Source organism: Gillisia limnaea DSM 15749 (genome assembly GCF_000243235.1).
GTDB lineage: Bacteria > Bacteroidota > Bacteroidia > Flavobacteriales > Flavobacteriaceae > Gillisia > Gillisia limnaea.
In genome coordinates, this window is sequence record NZ_JH594606.1 from 3,266,395 (window position 1) to 3,291,128 (window position 24,734).

Here is a 24,734-nt window from a genome sequence, read left to right on the forward strand (position 1 = left end):
AATTGATTAATACCATTGTTGTTTTTCTCTTCTTTTTAGGAGTGCTACTTGTCTCTTTCAACATTGTTTCGTTCTTGCTGGTTTTGGGGTTTGCTATTGGATATGTGTTGTTTTTGCTACTTGTAGCCACGAATGTTCAATGGAACTTTTTTGTAAATGCATTTAATAATAACAGGTTTATTTCTGATAAAAAAATAGCGATCACGTTTGATGATGGCCCTGTTGAAAATACCTTGAGAATTCTTGAAGTTTTGGATAAATACCAGGTGAAGGCAAGTTTTTTCTGCATTGGTAAGAATATTGAAAAAAATCCTGATATATTTAAAAAAATTCTTGAAAAAGGACATTTTGTTGGGAATCATACTTATTCGCATACCCGAAAAATGGGATTTTTGTCCTCCTCCAAAATCCTGGAAGAGATACGGAGATGTGATGATATTGCCGAAAAAACAGGCGGAGTAAAACTTAGGACATTCCGGCCACCATTCGGGATTATTAACCCGAAAACAAAAAGAGCGCTTGAAATTTCAGGTCATAAGGTAATTGGCTGGAATGTGCGATCCTACGATGCGATATTGAGTTCGAAAAGATATATTTTAAAAAGAATATTAAAAAAGCTCCAGTTGGGTGATGTAATCCTGCTGCACGATAACAATCCTGCATCTGTAGAAATACTGGAACAGTTGTTGTTATTCCTGCAGGATAACGATTATTCCCCTGTTCGGGTTGATAATTTATTTCAAATAGATGCGTATTATTAAGATCCTGCTTTTTTTATTTTCTGTTTCCGTGTTTGCACAGCAAACGCCTATTTCGGCTTCAGCAGTTAAAGATTTCAGGGAAAATGTGGAGCGGCAGGCAGATGAAATTCAAACCATGTCCGGGGATTTTCTTCAGGTGAAATACATGCGGATGATGCAGGCCGAAGCGGTTAGTTCCGGGAAGTTGTATTTTAAATCTCCCGATATTCTCAAATGGGAATATTATAAACCCTATAATTATAAGATCCTGTTCAAAGATGCACAGCTTCATATTAACGATGAAGGCGAAAAAAGCGTTACCAACCTGGGGGCTAATAAACTTTTTGAAAAATTGTTCAGCCTTATTTCCGGTAGTATGAACGGCAAATTACTCGCCGACACAAAAAACTTCGACTTCACCTATGTTCGGGTAAATAACGATAAAATGGTAGTGCTTATTCCGCGGGACCCATCCCTGCGGCAAATGTTTGCTCAAATAGTTTTGATCTTTAATAGCAAGAACCTGGTTAATTCAGTGAAACTGGTAGAAGATTCAGGAGATTTTACAGAGATCTATTTTAAAAATGTACAAATCAATAAGCCTATAGATCCTTCTATATTTGAGGATTGATTCTTTTAGGAAACCACAATTTCATAAAAACAGCTTCCCAAGTACCTCCAAAGCCAATTTTCTGTTTATTTTAGTAGCTAATTAATAATCCAAAGGAAAATGCTTCTAAAGGAATTCTATTCGGTTGTAAATTCAGAAAAAATAGAAAATGAGTTTGTTACCGAGATCCGGATCAATAAAGATCATGCTGTTTACAAAGGCCATTTTCCGGGACTTCCGGTTACTCCTGGCGTAATCCTGATGCAACTTTTTAAAGAGGAAGCAGAAAGGCAAACCAATACAAAACTTCAGCTTGAGAAAGCCCTTAATGTTAAATTTATGGCGGTTGTGGATCCAAATACAGAAGACCGTTTTTTTCTTTATTCAGAAATCCTACAAGAACAGGGTGTTGTAAAACTTAAAGGAATCGCTAAATACAAGGGGAATATTTCGTTAAAAATCAATTCGGTTTATAAGATTATTTTCTGATTTTTTAATCTGAAAAAAAGCCTGCTGTGCCAAGCCGAATTTAAATAATATCTTTGTATTAAAATCCAGTTGAATTTTGAGGAAATCACCACTATTTCAATCCCGCTTTGATTCTTTAAAGTGTTGCATCTTAATGCCCACTTATAATAATGAGGGAACGTTGCCTACCGTTATTCAGGATCTTTTTCTTTACACGCAAAACCTGGTGATCATCAATGATGGTTCTACCGATGGTACTTCTAAAATTTTAGATAAGTTTCCTCAAGTAGAGCTTATACATTTTGAAAAAAATCAGGGAAAAGGGGAAGCCTTAAAACATGGATTTAAACTGGCAGAAAAACTGGGTTATGAATATGCGATCACGATAGATTCAGACGGGCAGCATTATCCGGATGACCTTGATATATTTTTAAGCGAACTGGAAGCAAAGACAGCAACCGATCCTGAAATCTTACTGGTAGGAGACCGGAATATGAATCAAGATGGAATTCCGGGAAAAAGTACCACCGGCAATAAATTTTCCAATTTTTGGTTTTTGGTTGTTACCGGAACCGAATTGCACGATACTCAAAGTGGATACAGGCTTTACCCACTAAAAGCGGTAAATGGCATAAAATTGTTTACCAAAAAATTTGAACTGGAAATAGAGGTTATTGTTAAAGCAGCCTGGCGTGATGTGGAAGTTAGAAATATTCCTATCAAGGTTTTTTACGATAAGGACAACCGGGTTTCCCATTTCCGGCCGTTCAAAGATATTGTGCGCATCGTGCTTTTATATATTTGGTTTGTAATGGCGAGTTTCTTTTATATCCATCCACGTAACAAATACAGGGATTTAAGGGAAAAAGGATTCAAGAGGTTTTGGAATGAAGATATTCTTAAAAGTGAAGAATCAGCCCATAAAAAGGCAGCTGCGGTTGCTTTAGGTATTTTTGTTGGGATCTTACCCCTTTGGGGATTGCATACGCTACTGGTGTTTTTGCTGGCTGCGGTTTTTAATTTGAATAAAGTGATCGCCTTTTTGTTCTCAAACATCAGTATTCCACCGCTTATCCCGGTGATAATTTATGCCAGTTATCAAGTGGGTTCTCTCATAACAGGAAACGGAATTAGCTGGGAATTGAATTTATCTGATTTTGATTCTTCTACCGAAGTTTTCCAGGGTCTCTGGAAGTATCTTTTAGGAAGCGTTGCCCTTGCAGGAATCCTTGCATCTTCACTGTGGATTGTCTTTTATTTCTTATTTTCGGTTTTTAACCCAAAGCAGGTTGTGAAATCATAAATGTTAAGAATATATACCTTTTTACGTCAAAATAAAGCCATCGGGTTTTTACTTGGTTTTTCATTTTTGGCGATCGTTCTTTTTCTTGCATCCAGGATCACGCTGGAAGAAGATGTTTCCAGCCTGATCCCATCCGGGGAACGACAAAATATTCTCAAAAAAGTTCTGGATCAAACCAGGTTTTCCGATAAGATCATCGTGTCTATTTCTTCAACTTCAGAAGAAGTAAATCCTGAAGCGCTCACTCAATATGCACAGCAATTCATAGATTCGGTTAACTTTCAACTTCCGCAATATGTCAAAAATATTCAGGGAAAAGTTCCCGAAGAAGGTGTCCGGGAGATCTATGACTTTATTTATAACAATTTACCGCTTTTCTTAAATGAAGCCGATTATCAAAATATTGAAACCCGGCTTGGGCGGGAAATTATTGAGGAGCGCTTAGAAAACAACTACAAAAACCTCATTTCACCCACCGGGCTGGTTACCAAGGAATATCTTTTTAAGGATCCTCTTTCAATTACGGCATTGGGTTTACAAAAGCTGGAAGAACTGCAGGTAGGAGATGATTTTCAACTGTATAATAATTTCCTAGTCACCAAAGATCAAAAGCATGTATTGCTGTTTTTGACGCCTTCCCTTCCATCTTCGGAAACCGATAGGAACAGCATTTTTATAGAGAAATTAAAAGCTATCCAAAAAGGATTAAATCAAGAATTTGAGGGTGTTGAAGGAGATTTTTTTGGCGGAGTTCTCTATTCAGTAGCCAATGCCAGTCAAATTAAAAAAGATATCAAGGTCACTATAGGAATTGCTGTGGGGATCCTGTTATTATTACTGGTTTATTACTATAAAAGGATCTATGTCCCCTTGCTTCTATTTATTCCGGGATTGATAGGAGGGATTACGGCAATTGCATTTTTATATCTTTTAAAAGGGAATATTTCGGCCATTTCCATTGGTATTGGAGCTATTTTACTGGGAATAAGTATAGATTATTCGCTGCATATTTTAACACATTACAAGAAAAACGGCAATATTCAAAAACTATATAGGGAGGTTACTATTCCGATTTTTATGAGCAGCAGTACCACCGCGGTCGCTTTTTTATGTTTGCTGTTTGTAAGAAGTGAGGCTTTGAACGATCTGGGGATTTTTGCGGCTATAAGCGTAGCGGTGGCTTCGGTTTTTGCACTTATTTTAATCCCGTTATTTTACAAGGTTCCTGAAACGCTTTCTGAAGATAAAAATACATTTCTGGATTCGATCGCCGGAATAGAATTTCACAAAAAACATATCCTTATCATAGGGATGCTCCTTTTGTTTCTTGGTGGCCTGTTCTTTTTCACCAAAGTAGAGTTCAACAAGGATCTATCTGCTATTAATTTTGAACCGGAAGAAATTAAACAGAAAGAAAGACGAATTCAGGATATTGCTGGGAGGGCATCCAAATCTATATATATTATTACCTACGGGAATAGCATCGATGAGGCTTTAGAAAGCAATAATGATCTCTATAAAGAACTAAGGGAGCTGGAAAATCAGGAAAAAATCGCCAATTTCAGCAGTCTTGGTGGAGTGGTGCTGTCTACAAATACACAGCTGGAAAAAATAGAGCGCTGGAAAGAATTTTGGACAGAGGATAAAAAAATTAGCGTAAAAACCGATCTAATTGACCAATCTGAACCTTTAGGATTTAGAGCTGAAAGTTTCGATAGTTTTTACAATTTGCTATCGAAAGATTTTAATCCAATTCTTTTGAATGATTATAGAGAAACCACAAACCTGTATTTAGACGATTTTATTTCTTCCGGCGAAGATTTTGCAACGGTAACTACTTCTGTAGATGTTGAAAAGGAGGACCTTGAGCTTCTTATTGACAAGTTCAAGGGGAAAAAGAATCTGGTTGTGATAGATCGTCAGCAAATAAATGAGAGTTTTTTAGGAAGCCTTCGGGACGATTTCAATTCCCTTATCGCATATTCCCTTATCGCGGTTTTTATTATTTTATTAGTATGCTATCGCTCTTTCGAACTGAGTATTTTCACCCTCCTACCTATTGTTATCACGTGGGTTATCGCCCTGGGAATAATGGCACTTCTAAATATACAGTTCAATATTTTGAATATTATAATTTCTACCTTCATCTTTGGTTTAGGACTGGATTACAGCATTTTTATTACCAACGGATTTTTAAGGGAATATGAAACAGGGATACGGGTTTTAAAGACCTATCGCACTTCGATTTTACTCTCTGTAATCACTACTTTACTTGGTATTGGGGCTTTGTTTTTTGCTGAACATCCTGCGCTTAGGTCTATTTCAATGGTTTCAATTATAGGCGTAATTTCAGCGGTATTAGTGGCATTTATATTACAAGGATATTTATTTGATCTTCTTTTTTTGAATAGAATTAAAAATGGAAAGCCAGCCTTGAGTATCAACCAGGTCTTCAGCAATTCGGGCAACCGGTACAAAGGCGATAAATTATATTTTAAAAGTGCGGTTTATGATAATTACCGGTTCAAGTCCGTGTTTAATGAAGTTAGGCAACACTTTCAGAAAGAAAAAGAGCGCTATTTAAAACTTGCAACATTCATTGAAGAAAATGATAAGGTGATCCATTTTTATTCTGGATTGGGAATACTTCCTATCTATTTGAAGTATAAAAAACCTGGAATTGAGATAATAGGGATAGAACCTGATCCAGAGAAATTAGTAATCGCTGAAAACTGTTTTGCTGCCAAGACCGAATTTTTAAATTTTTCCAATACAATTCCTTCAGAAATAAAGGAATTTAAGGTCTTTATTCTGTCAAAAGAGCCGTTATATCCTATGGAAGGGGAAATTAGAGATTTAATTTCAAAACAGGCGAAAACGGTGATCATTTTAGATCCCAAATATGTTTATAGATGGATCATCGATCTTAATTTTGAAATAAGTTACCGGCAAAATGATGTTGTAGTTTTGCAAAAACTTGAATAATCACAAGGAATGCACCATGAGGTACTGGCTTTCAAAAATATTGATATTACTTCTTATTACGGTACTTATAAGTTCCTGTGATAGGTTCAAATCCATATTACTGGAAAGCCTATTCGCTTGCCGGGCAGTTTTATTTTCAGAAAAAGGATTTTAAAAAGGCTGTTATTTATTTTAAACAGGGTTTGAAAAGGGAAGTGGCCACAAGTCTTGATGAACGATATCTGGAAAAAATGATCAAAAAAAGTTATAGAAAACTATAGTGTATGTTGGACCTATCAAGAACTTCAATTCAAAATATCAGGAAAATTCAATGGTTGGAGTTGCAAAAGCAACTTCTTTATCTTCAGGGAAACAGTACATTTTATAAGCGAAAATTCAAAGAATTTGATATAGATGTGAAGCAGATAGGTGCGTATGAAGATTTACGTCGAATCCCAATTACATCCAAGGAAGATCTTCAGATATTTAATGAGGATTTTATTTGTGTCCCAAAAACCGAAATCATCGATTTTGTAACGACTTCAGGAACTTTGGGAAAACCAGTCAATTTGGCTTTGAATGAACCCGATTTGGAACGCCTTGCCTTAAATGAAATGCGATCTTTTGAATTGGTAGGTGTTAAAAAAGAAGATGTGGTCCAAATAACTACCACACTGGACAGGCGCTTTATGGCAGGGATGGCTTATTTTTTAGGCCTGCGGAAACTCGGTGCTGGAATTGTGCGTACCGGCAGCGGATTGCCACAATTGCAATGGGATTCCATAGAACGTTTTCAACCAAAATATCTGGTGGCGGTTCCTTCCTTCCTGCTTAAAATGATAGAATATGCTATAGAACACAATATCGATTATAAAAAATCATCGTTAAAAGCTGCTGTTTGCATTGGAGAACCAATCCAGAACCTGGATACTAATTTAAATGCATTAGGAACCAAAATCTCCGAGCTGTGGGATATAGAATTGTTTTCTACCTATGCCTCGACAGAAATGGCCACTGCTTTCACTGAATGTGAAATTCACAATGGAAATCACATTCAGCCGGATCTTATATTTACTGAAATCCTCAATGAGGCAGGAGATCCTGTAAAAGAAGGAGAGCCCGGTGAGTTGGTAATTACAACCCTTCAAAATCAAACGATGCCCCTGGTGCGGTTTGCAACCGGCGATATACTTTCTTTTTCTGAAGAATCCTGCAAATGTGGAAGGAATACACTTAGGTTAAGTGCCTTAATTGGTAGGAAAAGCCAAATGATGAAATTGAAGGGAACCAGCATATATCCTCAAAATATCATTGAAGTAGTGCATGATTTTAATGAAATAAAGAATTTTGTGATTGAAGCCAAAAGAGGAAGTGCCGGCCTGGATGAAGTCATCGTCAAAATTCCCGATACGGTTTCTACAGATCATTTGCTATTGCTGCAAGATGCTTTTAAAGCAAAGATCCTTGTAACGCCAATAATCGAACGGGTTCCGGAAGCAGTGATCAATGAATTAAAATTTCAGAAAGATGCAGGAAAAGCGAAAATTTTTATTGATTACAGGTAACCTATAAATCCAGTGAGTGTAACAATTGTTACCAGGTAACTATACCCTGTTATGTATTTTTGCTTAGTACGTCTAAGTACGAATATAATGTTTTTAAAATTTGGAAATCTTTGGAAAAGTACCTTAAAATAATACAGGAATCTTTCACAGGCTATTTTAGTTATCTGGTACAGGAGATTTCCAGTCCATCCTGGAATAATTACTTCTACTGGCTAATTGGAGTGTCATTATTGGTTTGGGCCATTGAAATTCTTATTCCATGGAGAACAAACCAGAAGATCTTCCGAAGAGGTTTTTGGCTGGACAGCTTTTATATTATTTTCAATTTCTTCCTTTTTTCGCTGATAGGTTTTAATGCGATTTCCAACGTGGGAGTAGAGCTTTTTAATGATTTTTTAGGGCTGTTTGGGATAGTTAATATCGTTGCTTTTGAGGTGCAAAGCTGGCCTGCCTGGAGTCAGTTGCTTGTGATGTTTATTATTGCCGATTTTATTCAGTGGAACATTCACCGCCAATTACACCGGCAGCCGTGGCTATGGGAATTTCATAAAGTACATCACAGCGTGAAAGAAATGGGTTTTGCTGCCCAGTTCAGGTTCCATTTTATGGAAACTATCGTATACAAAACCGTACAATATATTCCGCTGGCGATGATTGGTTTTGGTATCCAGGAATTTTTTGTGGTGCATATGTTTTCTGTTTTTGTGGGTCATTTGAATCATGCGAACGTGGGATGGAATTACGGAGTTTTCGGATATATCTTCAATAATCCGAAAATGCATATCTGGCACCATTCCAAAGAACTTCCGAATGAACATCCCTACGGAATGAATTACGGACTTTCTCTAAGTATTTGGGATTATATGTTTAGAACAGCTTATATTCCAAACGATGGAAGGAATATTGAACTGGGATTTCACGGAGATGAAGATTTCCCCGAAGATTTTAAAAATCAGCTGATGTTTCCCTTCAGAAAAAAAGTCAAAGTTTCTTCGCAGGAAATTTCAAAATAGCTTAACAGAAAGATAGTAAACACGTTTTAACCCCACAGATTTTAAAATCTGTGGGGTTTTTTGTTTGTTTTCTAAGCATCCCAAAACCGGAAATATTATAAAATTTTGAGGATATCTAAAAGGATTTACAAACTTCTTTTTATCACATTTTCCTACGATAATCTTACAAATAGCATCCATATTTTTCTATATTTACAACATTTGCCGAAAACCAGGGTTTCGAAACAACAATATTAAAAAGCATGATGGGAACACGATATAAGCACTTATCAAGTTAGAATAACGTTTGGTAGCTATAGGTAGCCCAAAAAAAACAATAAAATAAACAGATGAAAAATAGATATAAGGTCGTTGTAAATGGCTCGCTGGAATATAATTTTGGCAATGAAGAAATATCTTCTTTAGATACACAAAAAATTGCACCAGCTAAATTTCACGTTTTAAAAGGTGCGCGTTCTTTCAAGGCCGAAATTTTAGAATCTTCCTTCCATAAAAAGAGTTATTCTGTTAAGATCAATTCCAATATTTATGAGGTGGTTATATCCAATGAACTCGATCTTCTTATCGAAGAAATGGGCTTGTCTTTGGGGCAGGCGGTAGTTGTTAACGATATCAAGGCACCCATGCCTGGATTGATCCTGGATGTAAATATAAAAGAGGGTGAAGCAGTAAAGGAAGGGGATTATTTGCTTGTACTTGAAGCGATGAAAATGGAAAACACCATAACCGCTCCCAGAGACGGGGTTGTGAAATCGGTTTCTGTTAAAAAGGGAGAAACGGTAGAAAAAAATCAGTTGTTGATAGAGATGGAATAATAGCCATTGTTTGCTAAAACAATAATATAAAAATTATGAACAAAATATTAATAGCCAATCGTGGTGAGATCGCGTTAAGGGTTATGAAAACGGCTCAAAAAATGGGCATTAAAACAGTGGCAGTTTTTTCTACTGCCGACAGGAATGCACCTCACGTGAAATTTGCAGATGAAGCGGTTTGTATAGGCGAAGCTCCTTCAAATGAATCGTATTTATTGGGTGATAAAATAATAGAAGTTGCCAAGGAACTAGGGGTGGATGGGATACATCCCGGATATGGTTTTCTCTCTGAAAATGCGGATTTCGCCGAAAAAGTGGAGAAAAATGGTATCACATGGATTGGTCCGGGATCCAAAGCGATCCGGATTATGGGAAGTAAACTCGCGGCAAAAGATGCAGTGAAAAACTATGGAATACCTATGGTTCCTGGAATTGATGAGGCGATTTCAGATGTTGAAAAGGCTAAGAAAATAGCCAATGAGATTGGTTTTCCAATTTTGATAAAAGCCTCGGCAGGAGGTGGTGGAAAAGGAATGCGAATAGTGGAACAGGAGAAAGACCTGGAAGACCAGATGAAACGTGCCATTAGCGAAGCTGTTTCTGCTTTTGGAGATGGAGCTGTTTTTATTGAAAAATATATCTCCTCGCCGCGGCATATTGAGATTCAGATCCTGGCTGATACTCATGGAAATACACTTCATCTTTTTGAACGGGAATGCAGCATTCAACGGCGACACCAAAAAGTGGTGGAAGAAGCGCCTTCTGTGGTTTTAACAGAAGAAATCCGTCAAAAAATGGGTGACGCGGCAATTAAAGTAGCCCAGGCGTGTGATTATGTAGGAGCGGGAACTGTTGAGTTTTTGTTGGATGAGAACAAGAAATTTTATTTTCTGGAAATGAATACACGATTACAGGTGGAACATCCGGTGACCGAATTTATAACTGGGATAGATTTGGTAGAACAACAAATTAAAGTAGCACGGGGCGAATCCCTCGCTTTTTCACAACAGGATTTGAAGATCTCCGGACACGCGGTTGAACTGCGGATCTATGCCGAAGACCCTTTGGATAATTTTATGCCCAGTGTGGGAACTTTGGAGCGTTACAGAACTCCGAAAGGGGAAGGAATTCGTCTGGATGACGGATTTGAAGAAGGAATGGAAGTGCCTATTTATTATGACCCCATGCTTGCCAAACTCATTACCTACGGGAAGAGTAGGGAAGAGGCTATTCAGTTAATGCTGAAAGCGATCAATGCCTATGAGGTAAAAGGAGTGATGACCACTCTGCCTTTTGGCAAATTCGTCTTTGAGCATGATGCCTTCCGAAGCGGAAATTTTGACACACACTTTGTGAAGAATTATTACTCTGCAGATAAACTGCATTCTGAAATTGAAGAAGAAGCGAAACTCGCTTCTCTTATTGCATTACAGCAGTATTTGAAGGATCAGGAATGGTTGCGTTTACCAAATTAAAATAACACTATGAGCCAAAATAAAGAAGAATTAAAGAATAAAATTGCCGAGGCACATTTAGGTGGTGGTGAAAAACGGATCGCCAAACAGCACCATCAAAAAAAATTAACCGCCAGAGAACGGGTGGATTATTTACTGGATGAAGGTTCTTTTGAAGAGATTGGAATTCTGGTAACTCACCGTACTACCGATTTTGGAATGGAAAACCAAAAGTTCTACGGGGATGGGGTTGTAACAGGTTATGGAACTATTAACAGCAGACTGGTGTATGTTTTTGCTCAGGACTTTACCGTTTTTGGAGGATCTTTATCTGAAACTCATGCCGAAAAAATATGCAAAGTAATGGACCATGCGATGAAGGTGGGAGCACCTATAATTGGTTTAAATGATTCTGGTGGTGCCCGGATCCAGGAAGGAGTAAGATCTTTGGGTGGTTATGCCGATATTTTTTATAGGAATGTGCAGGCTTCCGGGGTTATTCCACAAATTTCTGCAATTATGGGGCCTTGTGCGGGAGGAGCAGTGTATTCACCTGCGATGACAGATTTTACGTTGATGGTGCAGGATACTAGTTATATGTTCGTTACCGGGCCAAACGTGGTAAAAACCGTGACTAATGAAAATGTAACTTCTGAAGAACTGGGAGGTGCCAGTACGCATTCTACCAAATCTGGTGTAACGCATCTCACTTCTGTGAGTGATATCGCGTGTTTGGAAGATATTAAAAAATTACTGAGTTACCTTCCGCAGAACAATAAGGAAACCACAGAAAAGCTGCCCTATGAATTTGATGATGAGCACCGGGAAAAGCTCGAATCTATTGTACCAGATAGCTCCAATAAGCCCTATGACATGCATGAAGTTATCAAAGGGATAATAGATGTGGATTCCTTTTTTGAGATCCATAAGAATTATGCAGCTAATATTATTGTTGGGTTTGCGAGATTGGGTGGGCGAAGTATAGGGATCGTGGCAAATCAGCCAATGAGCCTTGCGGGAGTATTAGATGTTGATTCCTCTAAAAAAGCAGCAAGATTTACACGTTTTTGTGATTGCTTTAATATTCCCCTTTTGGTATTGGTGGATGTTCCAGGATTCTTACCGGGGACAGATCAGGAATGGAACGGAATCATCCTGCACGGCGCCAAACTGTTGTATGCACTTAGCGAAGCCACGGTACCACGGGTTACAGTAATAACCAGGAAAGCCTATGGGGGAGCGTATGATGTGATGAATTCCAAACACATAGGAGCCGATCTAAATTTTGCCTGGCCAACTGCTGAAATTGCGGTTATGGGAGCAAAAGGTGCAAGTGAGATAATTTTCAGGAAAGAGATCCAGGAGTCGGGAAATCCGGAGCTAAAATTATCGGAAAAAGAAGCCGAATATGCTGAAAAATTTGCCACTCCATTTGAAGCGGCTCAACGAGGGTTTATAGATGAGGTCATTATGCCGAAGGATACGCGAAGAAAATTACTAAAAGCCTTTAGTATGCTGGAAAACAAAACGGTATTACGGGCAGATAGGAAACACGGGAATATTCCCTTATAATGTTAGTTCTAAATTTCAATTAAACCCTGTCTTGAATTAAATCTCGACAGGGTTTAAATCAAAACTGTGGATCTAATACCCGGATGCCACCAGCAAGTGGATATTTCTGAATTTTCTTCGCTGGACTTACTTCGTGAGTTTGCTTTGAAATAATAGATTGATTCAATTAAGTTTTTTGAGATCGTTTATTTTTCAGAAGAAAGTGTGAAAGAAGGAAGGGAGATCTTATATTTTACAACTATTAACCGTATACTTATAACAATAAGAGAGGTAACAATATAGATCAAATCTGTATTGACCCCTAAATCATACAAGATAACAAATGCCAGCGCCCCAAGAATGGAAGCGGTTGCGTAAATTTCCTTCCTAAAGATCACAGGGATCTCGTTACACAAAATATCACGAATCACTCCTCCAAAAGTTCCCGTCATAGCTCCAATGGCTATAGAAACTATTGGACTAAGGCCATTTTGAATTCCCGTTTCCACCCCGGTTATGGTGAAAATCCCGAGCCCGATGGTGTCAAACAGGAAAAGCGAGGTTTTGAGGTAATTGATTTTATTTCTAAAGATGATGGCAAGAATTGTTATAAGTCCTATAAGGTAGATGTAAATGGTGTTTTCCATCCACATAACAGGAGTGTTTCCCAACAGCACATCTCTAAGCGTTCCACCACCAACAGCTGTCACAAAGGCTATGATAAAGATTCCGAAAAGGTCCAGTTTACGCTGCATCGCGGCTAAAGCTCCTGAAATAGCAAAAGCCATGGTTCCCAGTAAATCGAATATATTAAAGAGAGATATTTCCATTTTCAAGGCAAAGGTACTTTTAAAAGGCATATTTTAAAACAAACCCTTGAGTTTTTAGAATTATAGCATAAATTGTACTTTGCGTAAATCTTATACAAAAGACAAAACTAACCAGAAATTTCTGTAAGGTTACCCCTAAAGTTCCTACTTTTACAGAATTAAATTTATATTGAAATGACCGACAAAATAGAAAGAATAAAATGTTTGATAATAGGTTCGGGCCCGGCAGGTTACACGGCAGCGATATATGCAGCCCGTGCAGACATGCATCCTGTGATATACACAGGAATGGAGCCAGGAGGGCAATTAACAACCACTACTGAAGTTGACAATTTTCCCGGTTACCCAAATGGAATAGATGGGCCTGCAATGATGATTGACCTTCAACAGCAAGCTGAACGATTTGGAACAAAGGTTAGGATTGGGATGGTAACAGATGTTGAATTGAGCAAAGAACCAGGCGGGATTCATAAAGCCTGTGTAGATAATGCTACCTGGGTAGAAGCTGAAACGGTTATTATTTCTACGGGTGCAACAGCAAAATATTTAGGACTTCCAAGTGAACAGCGCTTACGTGGAGGTGGGGTTTCTGCCTGTGCAGTTTGTGACGGTTTTTTCTATAAAAATCAAGAAGTTGCTATCGTTGGTGGAGGAGATACCGCTGCAGAGGAAGCTACCTATCTTGCAAATATTTGTAAAAAAGTGACTATGCTGGTTAGAGGTGATGAAATGCGGGCTTCCAAAGCGATGCAACACCGGGTTACCAGCACCAAAAATATAGATCTTCGTTATAATACTCAGGTTGATGAGGTTTTGGGCGAACAGGTTGTGGAAGGTTTACGAATGGTAAATAATAAATCTGGGGAAAAGGAAACCATTGAAATCACAGGTTTATTTATCGCCATTGGGCATAAGCCAAATACCGAAATTTTTAAGGGTCAGTTGGATATGGATTCCATGGGATATTTAATAACCAAAGGAAAGTCCACTAAAACCAACCTTCCGGGGGTTTTTGCTTCCGGAGATGTTCAGGATAAGGAATATCGCCAGGCTATTACCGCTGCTGGTACTGGTTGTATGGCCGCTCTGGATGCAGAACGGTATTTGAGCACTATCGAAAAGACAGAAGAAAAAGAGGTTACTACTAATTAAAAGACCTTAATTCCAAAATAGTTTAAATGAAAAAAGTCCCGAATTTCGGGACTTTTTTGACTTTAGTATTTCCTAGTTGTCGTCATTGTCAACTTTAACCTTTTTCTTTACATTTCCGTCATCATCGGTTTTTATTTTTATTTTCTTATCATCGGTTTTTATTTTTATTTTTTGCCCGTCATCGCTTACTTCAACATCAGCACCTTCAGCTCTTAATTGATCTATGTCATCGGCTTCGTTGGTTTCCCTGCAGGCTACAAGAGATATACTCATTGCAAATAATAATAAACTTACTTTAAAAAATCGTTTCATAATTTCATGAATTAATTGGTTATAAGTAACAAATTTATTCTATAGGAATGTTCTCAGTTATGTTTTTAACACTATACATGTTTTTTCGTTAAAACTTATACAATTATCATAATCAGTAGGGTTATAGCCTGTAATCTCTTCAGGAGGAAATGATATTTGGGTATCAGAACTCTGCGGCAATAAGTCGTATCCGGTTAATGTACTACAAATACTTACCAGCGTCGCGATTAGGAAATTGGTTAGAGCGGTCATTTTTTAATTTTTTTGAATTTCTATCCCGTCCCTATTAATCCGTATTTTCTCTGTTCCATCCTTATTTATGTTTATTCCCTTCCCATTGATTCGTATTTTCACATTATCTGTTGAATCTCCTCCTTCAAAATCGATAGTTCCATCAAACTCATCTTCATTATCCCAGGAATCCTCATCCCAGTTGTCATTTTCAGTTTGCGGACAGCTTTCACAGAGGGTAGAATTTTCAGCGATCTTTAAATAATTCCCTTCCTGGTCATAATTTAAAATGTTGCCATAATAATCAGAAGAGCGGTGAAAGGAAGCTATATTTTCATCGGCATAGAGTGTGGATCCTTCCGGCAGATATACTACGATCCTTACTTCCTGGTCTCTGTGATAATCATTGGTATTAGCGGTTAAATAAGAATCGAGGAATAACTCATTTCCTAAAAAACTGGTATTGTACCTAATGTTCTCCGCACGTTGTTTTGCATCTTTATAATCACTTCCATCTGCGGTTTTTATGATCTCAATTCTTCCTGTAGAATCTTTGGTAGATTTAACAACCAGCCGAACATCGGTTGAATACATTATCTTGTTATCTTCCTCATCAAATTTCAGCTTCAAATCTGTTTTATAGGCTCCGGAAGAATAATCGGGATTATATTTCATCGCCAGATAAAGCGTATCCTGTGGGGTAATAGGCAAGACTTCTGTAATTACTACTTCCCCCTCAAAAGCCCGCTGCGTTGCTTGTTTGATTCCCAGAACAGCAAGGCCTATTATTGAAAGTAACCAAAGTCCTAACAATACTAGTTTTGCAGGAGTTCCAATTGATTTTAATTTTCTCACCAGAATTTTCAATCCCAGGATGAACAGGAAGAAAAATGGTATCCCAACAGCAAAGAATGTTAGTAAGGAGATTGCCCATAGTGGGGCACCTATTCCTGCCATTTCAATATAGTCTGTCCAGGGCGCATCAATTATGCCGAAGGTTCCCACGGTGAAAAGAGCAATAAAGAGTCCAATTAAGGTAGTACCTGCTATTAGGAGAATAAGGATTCCTATTAATTTTACAAAGATATTAAGTAAAAACAGGATTCCGGATCCAACTCCCTTGGCTGCCGAAGAAGCTCCGGTCCTGGCCTGATTTCCGTATTTTTCATAATCTACACTACGAACTCTTCCGCTAACATCATCAAAACCCTCTCTTATTTTTCTTTCAATATTGGTGATGTTAACCTCTTCGCCGCGCATAGAAAGTTTGTCGGCAGTGGTTTTAGCTTCGGGAACAAAGATCCAGAGTGCGATATAGATAAGGATAAAGGCCCCACTTGAAGCAAGGGTAAGTATGATCCAAAGCAATCGCACCCAGATGGACTGGATACCAAGATAGTGACCTAATCCTGAAGAAACCCCGCCCACGTAGGAATGATCGGTATCCCGAAACAGTTGTTTTCCTGATATTTTAGAGCGTGTATAGGATGGTTCATCCTCAAAGATTTCCTCATCCAGCATATAGTCTTCCGGCTGACCCATAATGGCTATCACTTCTTCTACTTCCCGGATGCTTATTACCTGGCGATCGGTTTTTGTTTTTTCACTGAATAATTCAGCGATTCGGGCTTCTATATCTGCTAAAATTTCCTCCCGGCCCTGAGCATTGGTTAATGAGCGTTTAATCGCTTCCAGATAATGTTGCAATTTGGTAAAAGCATCTTCATCAATATGAAAGAAAATGCCTGCAAGATTTATATTGACTGTCTTATTCATGATTCTTATTTTTTTGTGTGGTTACTATAGCTACTGCGGTTTGTAACTCATCCCAGGTATGAGTAAGTTCTTTTAGAAAATCCTTTCCGGTATCTGTTAATCCGTAATATTTTCTTGGTGGCCCTCCGGTGGATTCTTCCCAGCGATAGTTGAGCAAACCTGCATTTTTTAATCGGGTGAGCAGGGGATAAATAGTGCCTTCTACTACCAGTAATTTTGCGTCTTTAAGCGTATCGAGGATTTCTGCTACATAGGCATCATTATCTCTTAGGACAGAGAGGATGCAGTATTCCAGCACGCCCTTTCGCATTTGCGCCTTGGTGTTTTCAATGTTCATAGCGTTTGGTTTTGAGTGTTGTTAAACTGTTCATTTTTTGATTGATGATCCCCAAGCGGAATTGGAGTGATGAAATTAATGGTTAAAGGATATTTGTATGACTGTCCTTCACTGGCTTTAACAGTTGCGGTGATGACGCAAACAATTTCCAGAATGAACAATGCCAGTAAAAGGATTCCTATAAAGCCTATAAAAAATAAAAGAGGCAGGGCTTTTCCCAGATCTCCAATCCGAATGAAATCTGGTGAAAAGATAAAAGGTTCCTGAAAAGTGAAATTTACTCCCAGAAAAACGATTCCTGATATTCCAAGACAAACCAGTAAAATGAAATATAGAAAAATACTGATCTGAAAATTTAGCGCCTGTTTTCCATGTTCGTCTACAAATGGATCATTCTTCTTTGCAGTCCATAAAATTAGTGGAAGTATAAAATTCCCAAGGGGAATAATATATTTTGAAAACGCAGCGACATGGATGAGTGCTGCTATAGTTTTATCTGGATTTGTAGATTGTGAGTTCATCTTTTTTTGTTTTTATTATACAAATATATATCTTTAAGAAGGTATTATGCAAAGCAAAGTACTGTATATATTTAAATTTTATGAAAAGTTTAACATTTCGGTATGTTCTAAAATTTGAATACTTTTAGAAAAAATACGATCATACTTATGGATTTAACTCCGGGAAAACTCAATAAATTTTTAATATTTAAACTTCCAAGTGCCTGGATTAGCGGGGTGCGTGTAAAAAAAATTAGTGGGACGAGCTGTGAGGTTGGGGTAAAACACAAATGGATCAATCAAAATCCCTTCAACTCCCTTTATTTTGCAGTCCAGGCCATGGCAGCCGAATTAAGTACTGGTGCTTTGGTAATGGGACATATTCGGGAAAGCGGGGAGAAGATTTCCATGTTGGTAGCCCAAAATAAGGCTGTTTTTACCAAAAAAGCAACCGGGAAGATCCGTTTCGTGTGCGGTGATGGTAATTTGATTAAAGATGCTATTGCCAAAACAATCTCAACGGGAGAAGGACAAACCTTCTGGATGAAGTCTATAGGAACTAATGAAGAAGGAATTGAAGTATCCACTTTTGAATTTGAATGGACGATCAGGAAAAAATAATCACGAAATGGCATCATTAAGGTTTTTCAAAAAATAAAAATCAAAAAATGTAAATGAAATAGATTATCAAATTCAGGGTGAAGAAATGCGATATCTAGTGCTCGAAATGGGTCCAATGGAAGCTATTATTACTGAAGCTGTTAATTTTAGGATGGCGGATAGATTAGATTTTGAACTTCCTTTATCGATATAAATGATAAAGGGTAAACCGTAATAGTTGATTAAATAGGTCAGGAATATGAATTTTTTTACTATATTTAAACAGTTCTTAAAATAAAGCCTATTGATTTATTTCTACTCTTATAAACTAATCATTCAATAACCTAAAAAAATTTCAAATTATGGCGAGAGCGATGTTTGAATACACCAAAACTATCTTGCATAAGGTTAGTTTTGATGCGGTTCTTTTCTGTAAAGAAGTAAAAAAAGCAATTCAACGTTTGCTTCCTCATGAAATTGAGGAATTAAAGATCTGGATTGTTTCATTAACCAGACAGAACCCAGAATTAAATCAATGTCTAATATATTTAAACTAAAAAATAAGCGGCTCAAAAGCCGCTTATTTTTTTTTAGATTTATTTTGACTTAAGGGACTTATAATTTTCACATTTTGAAAAGCAATTGCGCCCTTTACCACTCCGGAGATTGTGTTTTTAAGAGCCTCTATGATGTGAATTTTAAGTTCGCTCTTATTGTAGATAAGGCTTACCTCCCTTGCAGGTACAGGTTCCTGAAACATTTTTAAATTTTTCTTTTCATTTTCATTCAAATCCAGGGTATGTAAATAAGGAAGCAATGTCATTCCTAATCCTTCATTGGCAAGTTTAACAAGGGTTTCAAAACTTCCGCTCTCCAGTTGAAAATGGTCGTCATTTGATTTTTTGGACGTTTTACATAAATTTAGAATTCCATCCTTGAAACAATGACCATCCTCAAGCAATAAAATATCATCGATATCAAGATCTTCTATTTTTAACTTCTCAAGTTTTGAAAGTCGGTGGCTTTGTGGAATATAGGCCACAAAAGGTTCATAATATAAAACCTGTTCCTTGATGTTTTCCATTTCTAATGGGGTAGCCGCAATTGCGGCATCCAGATGTCCTTCCTTAAGTCGCTCAATAATAGTATCTGTATTAAGTTCTTCGATGTTAAGTTTGACTTTTGGATATTTTTTGATAAAGTTATTCAGGAACATAGGTAATAGCGTTGGCATTACCGTAGGAATTATCCCAATCCTGAATGTGCCGCCTATGAAACCTTTTTGCTGATCTACAATATCCTGAATTCTATCGCTTTCATTTACAATATTTCGAGCCTGATTAACAATTTTCCGTCCGGTTTCGGTAAGCTGAATAGGCTTTTTACTCCGGTCAAAAATACGAACGCCCAATTCGTCCTCAAGCTTTTGAATTTGCATACTCAAGGTAGGCTGGGTTACAAAAACTTTTAGAGCTGCTTTTGTGAAATTTTGATGTTCAGCAACTGCTAATACATACTGTAATTGGGTAATTGTCATAAATCAGATTTAATTTGCAATTTACAAATGTATTGATTTTTTCTATTTGAATGTCAAAAAATAAATAATTCATCTATAGCTTATTACAGAAACTTTATTTCCATCTCTACCGGTACTCCGGACACTTCAAATTTTGAATCTTCCCAAATAGGCGGGCCATTTGGATTTATGTTATTTTTGGATATTCCATAAGGTTCACCTGGTTTTCCCGTAGGTTGAAAATCCATTTTATTATTTCCATTTAGATCATGAAAACCTGATATTGCATAGCTTCCTGGAGGAATTCCCTCAAAGGTTATAGTGGAGCTTCCATTTTTAATCTCCCCTTTAGCAGTATATTTGGGGGTAGATTTCATAAAGATCTTTTCGGTATAAATTCCTATTAGCAAAAATCCTTCATCGGTGGATAGATTATTTACATTCACGGTAACTGTGGAGGTGTTTTCGGTTTGAGAATAGGCAAATACACAAACAAACAAGGTCATAATAAGAATCCATTTTTTCATCTTTAGCTATTTTTTGTTAAAGAGGTCTACGCAATTCGCATATCTCCATGGGTGTTTGAACCGTGCTCCCGTTATGCTCCTTTCATAAGAATCACATTTTCAGGAAATCAAATCTAACACAGTGAAAATAGATTTTATGCAAAATATTCTTAATTGTGACTTATTTGAAGGTTAAGCTACTGGTCATTCTACCTACAAGATCCCCCGGGCTTTTATTTCGAGATATTTATTAATGGTGTTTACGGTGAGTTCTTCCGGACGGGTTAAAACGGCTTGAATCCCGTGTTGTTGAAGTGTTTTAGACATCAATCTTTTTTCGTAGTTAAAATCTTCTGCAATAATTTGATGGGCCAGTTCCGGTAAATTATCGGTTTTGCGATGAATCGCTTTTTCCAGCTCGGTATTTTCAAAGAAAATCACCACTACGATATGCTTTTTAGAAAGTGCTTTCAAATAGGGAAGTTGCCTGTTTAAGGCATTCATATGTTCAAAATTGGTATAAACCATTAGCAAACTGCGATGGGTAAGCTGTCTTTTAACGACGGTATACAGCAAACCAAAATCTGAATCGCGAAATTTGGTTTTAATATTATAAAGATTATTCAGGATAAGGTTGAGTTGGGTTTTTTTAGCGCTGGCGGGAATAAGGCTTCCTATCTTGTTTGAAAAAGAAAGCAGTCCTACTTTATCCTTTTTCTGCAAAGCGACATTGGAAAAAGCAAGGCTGCTGTTAATAGAATAATCAAGTAAACTAAGGCTGTTAAAAGGCATTTTCATTAATCTTCCGGTATCTATGACGGAATAAACAGGTTGAGCTTTTTCATCCTGATATTGATTCACCATCAATCCGGCTTGTTTGGCTGTTGCCTTCCAGTTGATACTTCGTACATCATCTCCCAACACATATTCCTTGATCTGTTCAAAATCCTGGGTATGTCCTATCCTCCTAATTTTTTTTACTCCCGGTTGCTTTAATCTTTTATCGATGGCCAGGAAATCATATTTCCGCATCTGAATAATAGATGGATAGACTTTTACCATTTGGTCTTCATCAAAAATGAGTCGTTTCTTCACCAATTTCAATTTGTTGGAAACAAAAAGGTTCAGTTTTCCGAAGAAATATTCACCACGCTCCACCGGACGAACATAATACTGAAACTCGGTATTGGAATTCGAGCCAACTTCAGTTTTCTTGAGAAAATCACGTTTTTGAAATTGAACAGGAAGTTCGTCTATTATTTCGAGGTAAACCTTAAACCTATATTTATTCTGAATTTGAATAGTTACCGGATTTTGATCTGAATTAGAGAATTTTTCAGAAAGTATACGTTGTGCGCTCAGGCCATTTTTAGAGAATAAAATCATGGTATCCAGAAGGATCGCAAAAAGCAATAAGATCAATAATATCCAGGTGACGGCATACAACTGCGGGATCCAGAAGGAAAACAGGAACAATCCTGCAATTCCAAAAATGGCCCAAAATACCCGTTGCTGAAAATAGATCGATTTTATAAAATTCACTTATCTGGGGATTTCTATGGTGTTGGCAATAAGATCGATCACATTTTCTGGTGTGATCCCTTCCATTTCTTTTTCAGGAGAAAGTATCACCCGGTGAGCAAGAACTGGAACCAGGACTTTCTTAATATCTTCAGGAATCAAAAAATCCCTTCCCTGGATTGCTGCCATTGCTTTGGAAGCATTCATCACGGCAATAGAAGCCCTTGGAGAAGCTCCCAGATATAAATGCGGGTGATTCCTTGTTTTAATTACCAGTTGCGCAATGTAATTAAGCAATTTTTCTTCTACCAAGACACCCTGGATTTGTTTTTGAAGTTCAAGTAGTTTTTCAGGAGTTAGTACCGCGATAATTCCTTCTTCGGGTGCAGCTCCTTTTCGTTCGTGATGAGATTGCAGGATTTGTACTTCTTCCAAAGGAGTAGGATAATTCACTTTTATTTTAAAAAGGAATCTATCCAGTTGTGCCTCTGGCAGGGCATAGGTTCCTTCCTGTTCTATCGGGTTTTGAGTTGCCAGAACCATAAATGGTGGAGGCATCAGGTATTTCTTTCCATCTATGGTAATTTGGCGCTCTTCCATGACTTCGAATAAGGCAGCCTGAGTTTTTGCGGGTGCGCGGTTTATCTCATCTATTAGCACGATATTGGAAAAAATTGGACCCGGTTTAAATTCAAAATCGGATGTTTTTGAACTCAGTACAGAAGTTCCCAAAACATCACTGGGCATTAGATCTGGTGTAAACTGGATTCTGCTAAAATCGGTTTTCAGGGTTTTGGCAAAAAGTTTTGCGGTAATAGTTTTTGCCACTCCGGGAACACCCTCGATCAATACATGTCCGTTTGCCAAAAGTGCGGCGATTAACAGTTCTATAAAATTTTCCTGTCCAATAATCACTTTTCCCAATTGAGACTTTAGATCTATTACTGCACTTTTAAGGTCTTCCAGTGGAATGCGGTTGTCAAAATTTATTTCAGGATTTTCAGAAGTTTCGTTATTCATTTTTTGAGTTTTTATAGGATTGAATCATAGTATTAAGATCCTGTAATTCTTGTTTTGTTATTTGAGTTTTTTTGGATAGCTCCCTGAATTTTTGAAAAAGTGCCTCTGTTTTGGTTTGGGTATGTTCGCTTTTTAGGGCTAATTCCGAATAGAAATGTTCAGATTCCAGGGAAGTATCAATTCTATACCTTGTTCGAATATAATCATAAAAATGTTTGATTTGTTTTTGGGCAAGTGCTTTAAATTCTTTTTGCTCCAGGTAAAGATCGGCTATGGTTTTGGAATATTCATAGGTTTGATTTTTTAAGGGATCTACCACCGGAATGGCACGTTGTTTTCTTTTGCCTTCAAAAATTATAAATAAGATACAGCCTGCAATTGCAATGTAATAAGCCCACTTTAAAGCCTTATTCCCAAGTAAAATATATAGCGGGGAAGTAGCGTAGGCTTTACCGGATTTGTAATACGAATCCCAGTAAACTTTTTCATCCCGCTTTAGATAAGCTAAAACCCCTTCCGCATAATGATAGTTATCGTTGGTAAGTAAAAAGTAGTTTGCCAATGCCTGCGGATTGGAATGTAACAAGATTTCGCCATCCCCAAATTGGGACTTTACAAAGTTTATTTTCTGTTTTTCAGAATCATCACTGTTATACCGGGAGGTTCCTAAAACCAATTGATTTAAAGTGTCTATTTTGCTGAAATAAAGTGATTCCAGATCATAACTGAATTTATAATCTTTATCGTTTTTTAATTTAGGATGAACAAAATTAAGCCCGGGTCTGGAAACGAAATTTTCCATCCCGCTGTAGGTAGTGGCTTTCATGTTGAGCGTATCCAGCAAATTCTTACCAAGATATCCCGCAGAAATGAAAACTGAGTTTCCTTGAGACACCCAGTTTAAGAGTTTTTTAAGTTCACTATCATCAAAAACCACTGTGTTATTCAGGAAGAAATAGGTTCCCTGAGGATCTTTGTCCAGAAATTCAAAGGGAGGAATTCTTACTTTTTCAATAGTTGTTTCCGTATTTTTCGTCCAGGAATCGAACAGAATAAAACTTCCCAGTGCAATTTTATCGGTTTCCAGGTAGCTTGGAGTCCAATTCACAGGTTCTGGTTGAGAAGCTTCCAGATAGGTTAAGAAAAGCACCAAAAGGAGGAAAGCTCCAAAAGCTAATTTCAAACTTCTACTCATTTTGAATGGTTTTTAGTGAAGTTTGGAAATCCTGAAAAAATCGTTGTGTTTTTTTGAAGTCATTTTCAGAAATGGGGAAACTACCGTACCAAATAAAATCATAAATCCGCATAAGTTTTTTAAGTTCCGGCCTGAAATCTTCCTTTTTCAGTTCATTTAAATATTCGGTATCAGTTTTTTGAAATTCATATTGTATCAATTCTTGCGCATTGAGTTGCCGCAGTAATTGGAGGTAATAATAACGAACTGCGAGTCTATAATCTCCCTCGCGGATCGCCTGCTCAATGAGATCGGAAATATTTTCAGATTTGATGATTTTTTCCTCTTCGCTAAGAAATACCTGGGCCTCTTCTGGATCTGCTAAAAGATAATTCCCGGGATTCAACCGGATAAAAAGCCAAACGGCAAAAGCTATAATTGCTATTATCAATATATATGGCAGCAAATTCAAGAAAAAAGCGAGGATAGAGTTGGCTTCATAATCGCCAAATAACCAGTCTAAAATCTGATGATACCTCATGTTCACCCAGTCTTTTAAACGGGTCCACCAGGTGTCCTTTTCTGCAGCATTTAGATAATCAAAAGCTTTGTCGTTTTTATATTCACTTATTTGCTGCTCTTCAAACTCTAGAGGTTCAAGGCTGCTGCTGGTATCATAATTAATCTTTTTTTGGCTACCGGAAAGCGAATCCTGTGTCCAGCCAAAAGACGAACAAAAGAAAAGTACTAAGAATAAGACCGGAGCAAATTTCATA

Annotated in this window: 26 protein-coding genes; 14 read left to right on the forward strand and 12 right to left on the reverse strand. The window is 37.4% G+C overall.

The window, feature by feature from the left end:
- Window positions 1–2: 2 nt before the first annotated feature.
- The 11 genes from GILLI_RS16270 to GILLI_RS16325 all read left to right on the forward strand — a co-directional run bounded on the left by GILLI_RS16270 (window position 3) and on the right by GILLI_RS16325 (window position 12,504).
- Window positions 3–761 (forward strand): polysaccharide deacetylase family protein, encoded by a 759-nt coding sequence (locus tag GILLI_RS16270; RefSeq protein ID WP_245545643.1) that lies wholly within the window; start codon window positions 3–5, stop codon window positions 759–761.
- Window positions 748–1,371: a flexirubin biosynthesis/transport protein LolA2 gene (gene lolA2, locus GILLI_RS16275; RefSeq protein ID WP_006990219.1), complete on the forward strand. Its 624-nt coding sequence runs from the start codon at window positions 748–750 to the stop codon at window positions 1,369–1,371. Before GILLI_RS16270 ends, lolA2 begins: the two co-directional genes overlap by 14 nt.
- 99 nt (window positions 1,372–1,470) lie before the next feature.
- Window positions 1,471–1,839 (forward strand): ApeI family dehydratase, encoded by a 369-nt coding sequence (locus GILLI_RS16280; protein WP_006990220.1) that lies wholly within the window; start codon window positions 1,471–1,473, stop codon window positions 1,837–1,839.
- Between the two features lie 133 nt (window positions 1,840–1,972).
- Complete coding sequence (locus GILLI_RS16285; RefSeq protein WP_084810960.1) at window positions 1,973–3,121, forward strand: DUF2062 domain-containing protein; 1,149 nt, start codon at window positions 1,973–1,975, stop codon at window positions 3,119–3,121.
- Window positions 3,122–6,106 (forward strand): MMPL family transporter, encoded by a 2,985-nt coding sequence (locus GILLI_RS16290; RefSeq protein WP_006990222.1) that lies wholly within the window; start codon window positions 3,122–3,124, stop codon window positions 6,104–6,106.
- A 77-nt stretch (window positions 6,107–6,183) separates the two neighbouring features.
- Window positions 6,184–6,366, forward strand: a complete 183-nt coding sequence (locus GILLI_RS16295) for a tetratricopeptide repeat protein (RefSeq protein ID WP_040506722.1) — start codon at window positions 6,184–6,186, stop codon at window positions 6,364–6,366.
- Window positions 6,367–6,369: 3 nt separating this feature from the next.
- Window positions 6,370–7,650 (forward strand): flexirubin biosynthesis putative acyl-CoA ligase FlxY, encoded by a 1,281-nt coding sequence (flxY, locus tag GILLI_RS16300; protein WP_006990223.1) that lies wholly within the window; start codon window positions 6,370–6,372, stop codon window positions 7,648–7,650.
- Between the two features lie 110 nt (window positions 7,651–7,760).
- Window positions 7,761–8,663, forward strand: a complete 903-nt coding sequence (locus GILLI_RS16305) for a sterol desaturase family protein (RefSeq protein WP_006990224.1) — start codon at window positions 7,761–7,763, stop codon at window positions 8,661–8,663.
- Window positions 8,664–8,992: 329 nt separating this feature from the next.
- Window positions 8,993–9,478 (forward strand): biotin/lipoyl-containing protein, encoded by a 486-nt coding sequence (locus GILLI_RS16315; RefSeq protein ID WP_006990226.1) that lies wholly within the window; start codon window positions 8,993–8,995, stop codon window positions 9,476–9,478.
- 35 nt (window positions 9,479–9,513) lie between these two features.
- Window positions 9,514–10,953: an acetyl-CoA carboxylase biotin carboxylase subunit gene (gene accC / locus GILLI_RS16320; protein ID WP_006990227.1), complete on the forward strand. Its 1,440-nt coding sequence runs from the start codon at window positions 9,514–9,516 to the stop codon at window positions 10,951–10,953.
- A 9-nt stretch (window positions 10,954–10,962) separates the two neighbouring features.
- A complete protein-coding gene (locus GILLI_RS16325) occupies window positions 10,963–12,504 on the forward strand; it encodes an acyl-CoA carboxylase subunit beta (protein WP_006990228.1) in 1,542 nt (513 codons plus the stop codon).
- 185 nt (window positions 12,505–12,689) lie between these two features.
- Here GILLI_RS16325 and GILLI_RS16330 read toward each other — a convergent pair whose 3' ends face one another.
- Window positions 12,690–13,343, reverse strand: a complete 654-nt coding sequence (locus GILLI_RS16330; protein ID WP_006990229.1) for a trimeric intracellular cation channel family protein — start codon at window positions 13,341–13,343, stop codon at window positions 12,690–12,692.
- 144 nt (window positions 13,344–13,487) lie between these two features.
- Here GILLI_RS16330 and trxB point away from each other — a divergent pair, with 144 nt between their 5' ends.
- Window positions 13,488–14,465, forward strand: coding sequence for a thioredoxin-disulfide reductase (gene trxB / locus GILLI_RS16335; RefSeq protein WP_006990230.1), 978 nt, complete (start codon window positions 13,488–13,490; stop codon window positions 14,463–14,465).
- A 72-nt stretch (window positions 14,466–14,537) separates the two neighbouring features.
- Here the strand turns inward: trxB and GILLI_RS16340 are convergent, their stop codons facing one another.
- The 5 genes from GILLI_RS16340 to GILLI_RS16355 are packed head-to-tail and all read right to left on the reverse strand — an operon-like array spanning window position 14,538 to window position 17,642.
- The gene (locus GILLI_RS16340) at window positions 14,538–14,777 is read right to left on the reverse strand and encodes a hypothetical protein (RefSeq protein WP_006990231.1); all 240 of its coding nucleotides are present in this window, start codon (window positions 14,775–14,777) and stop codon (window positions 14,538–14,540) included.
- A gap of 57 nt (window positions 14,778–14,834) precedes the next feature.
- Window positions 14,835–15,029 carry a hypothetical protein gene (locus GILLI_RS18465; RefSeq protein ID WP_006990232.1) on the reverse strand — a complete coding sequence of 65 codons (195 nt, stop codon included), beginning with the start codon at window positions 15,027–15,029 and terminating at the stop codon, window positions 14,835–14,837.
- Window positions 15,030–15,032: 3 nt separating this feature from the next.
- Entirely contained in the window at window positions 15,033–16,784 is a 1,752-nt protein-coding gene (locus GILLI_RS16345) for a PspC domain-containing protein (protein WP_006990233.1), read from the reverse strand.
- Entirely contained in the window at window positions 16,777–17,121 is a 345-nt protein-coding gene (locus tag GILLI_RS16350; RefSeq protein WP_006990234.1) for a PadR family transcriptional regulator, read from the reverse strand. Before GILLI_RS16350 ends, GILLI_RS16345 begins: the two co-directional genes overlap by 8 nt.
- Window positions 17,118–17,642, reverse strand: coding sequence for a DUF4870 domain-containing protein (locus GILLI_RS16355; RefSeq protein WP_006990235.1), 525 nt, complete (start codon window positions 17,640–17,642; stop codon window positions 17,118–17,120). The genes GILLI_RS16350 and GILLI_RS16355 overlap by 4 nt, the downstream gene beginning before the upstream one ends.
- Window positions 17,643–17,789: 147 nt before the next feature.
- Here GILLI_RS16355 and GILLI_RS16360 point away from each other — a divergent pair, with 147 nt between their 5' ends.
- Together GILLI_RS16360 and GILLI_RS18965 are read left to right on the forward strand one after the other, a co-directional pair.
- Window positions 17,790–18,242, forward strand: coding sequence for a DUF4442 domain-containing protein (locus tag GILLI_RS16360; RefSeq protein ID WP_006990236.1), 453 nt, complete (start codon window positions 17,790–17,792; stop codon window positions 18,240–18,242).
- Between the two features lie 341 nt (window positions 18,243–18,583).
- The gene (locus GILLI_RS18965; protein WP_006990237.1) at window positions 18,584–18,778 is read left to right on the forward strand and encodes a hypothetical protein; all 195 of its coding nucleotides are present in this window, start codon (window positions 18,584–18,586) and stop codon (window positions 18,776–18,778) included.
- Between the two features lie 23 nt (window positions 18,779–18,801).
- On the opposite strand, the gene GILLI_RS16370 is transcribed toward GILLI_RS18965, so the two are convergent.
- The 6 genes from GILLI_RS16370 to GILLI_RS16395 form a co-directional block, all read right to left on the reverse strand.
- Entirely contained in the window at window positions 18,802–19,758 is a 957-nt protein-coding gene (locus GILLI_RS16370; protein WP_006990238.1) for a LysR family transcriptional regulator, read from the reverse strand.
- Between the two features lie 83 nt (window positions 19,759–19,841).
- Window positions 19,842–20,264, reverse strand: coding sequence for a DUF2141 domain-containing protein (locus tag GILLI_RS16375; protein ID WP_006990239.1), 423 nt, complete (start codon window positions 20,262–20,264; stop codon window positions 19,842–19,844).
- A gap of 192 nt (window positions 20,265–20,456) precedes the next feature.
- The gene (locus GILLI_RS16380) at window positions 20,457–21,785 is read right to left on the reverse strand and encodes a DUF58 domain-containing protein (protein WP_006990240.1); all 1,329 of its coding nucleotides are present in this window, start codon (window positions 21,783–21,785) and stop codon (window positions 20,457–20,459) included.
- A complete protein-coding gene (locus GILLI_RS16385) occupies window positions 21,786–22,784 on the reverse strand; it encodes an AAA family ATPase (protein ID WP_006990241.1) in 999 nt (332 codons plus the stop codon).
- Window positions 22,777–23,979 (reverse strand): DUF4350 domain-containing protein, encoded by a 1,203-nt coding sequence (locus tag GILLI_RS16390; RefSeq protein WP_006990242.1) that lies wholly within the window; start codon window positions 23,977–23,979, stop codon window positions 22,777–22,779. The genes GILLI_RS16385 and GILLI_RS16390 overlap by 8 nt, the downstream gene beginning before the upstream one ends.
- Complete coding sequence (locus tag GILLI_RS16395) at window positions 23,972–24,733, reverse strand: DUF4129 domain-containing protein (protein ID WP_006990243.1); 762 nt, start codon at window positions 24,731–24,733, stop codon at window positions 23,972–23,974. The genes GILLI_RS16390 and GILLI_RS16395 overlap by 8 nt, the downstream gene beginning before the upstream one ends.
- Between the last annotated feature and the right edge of the window lies 1 nt (window position 24,734).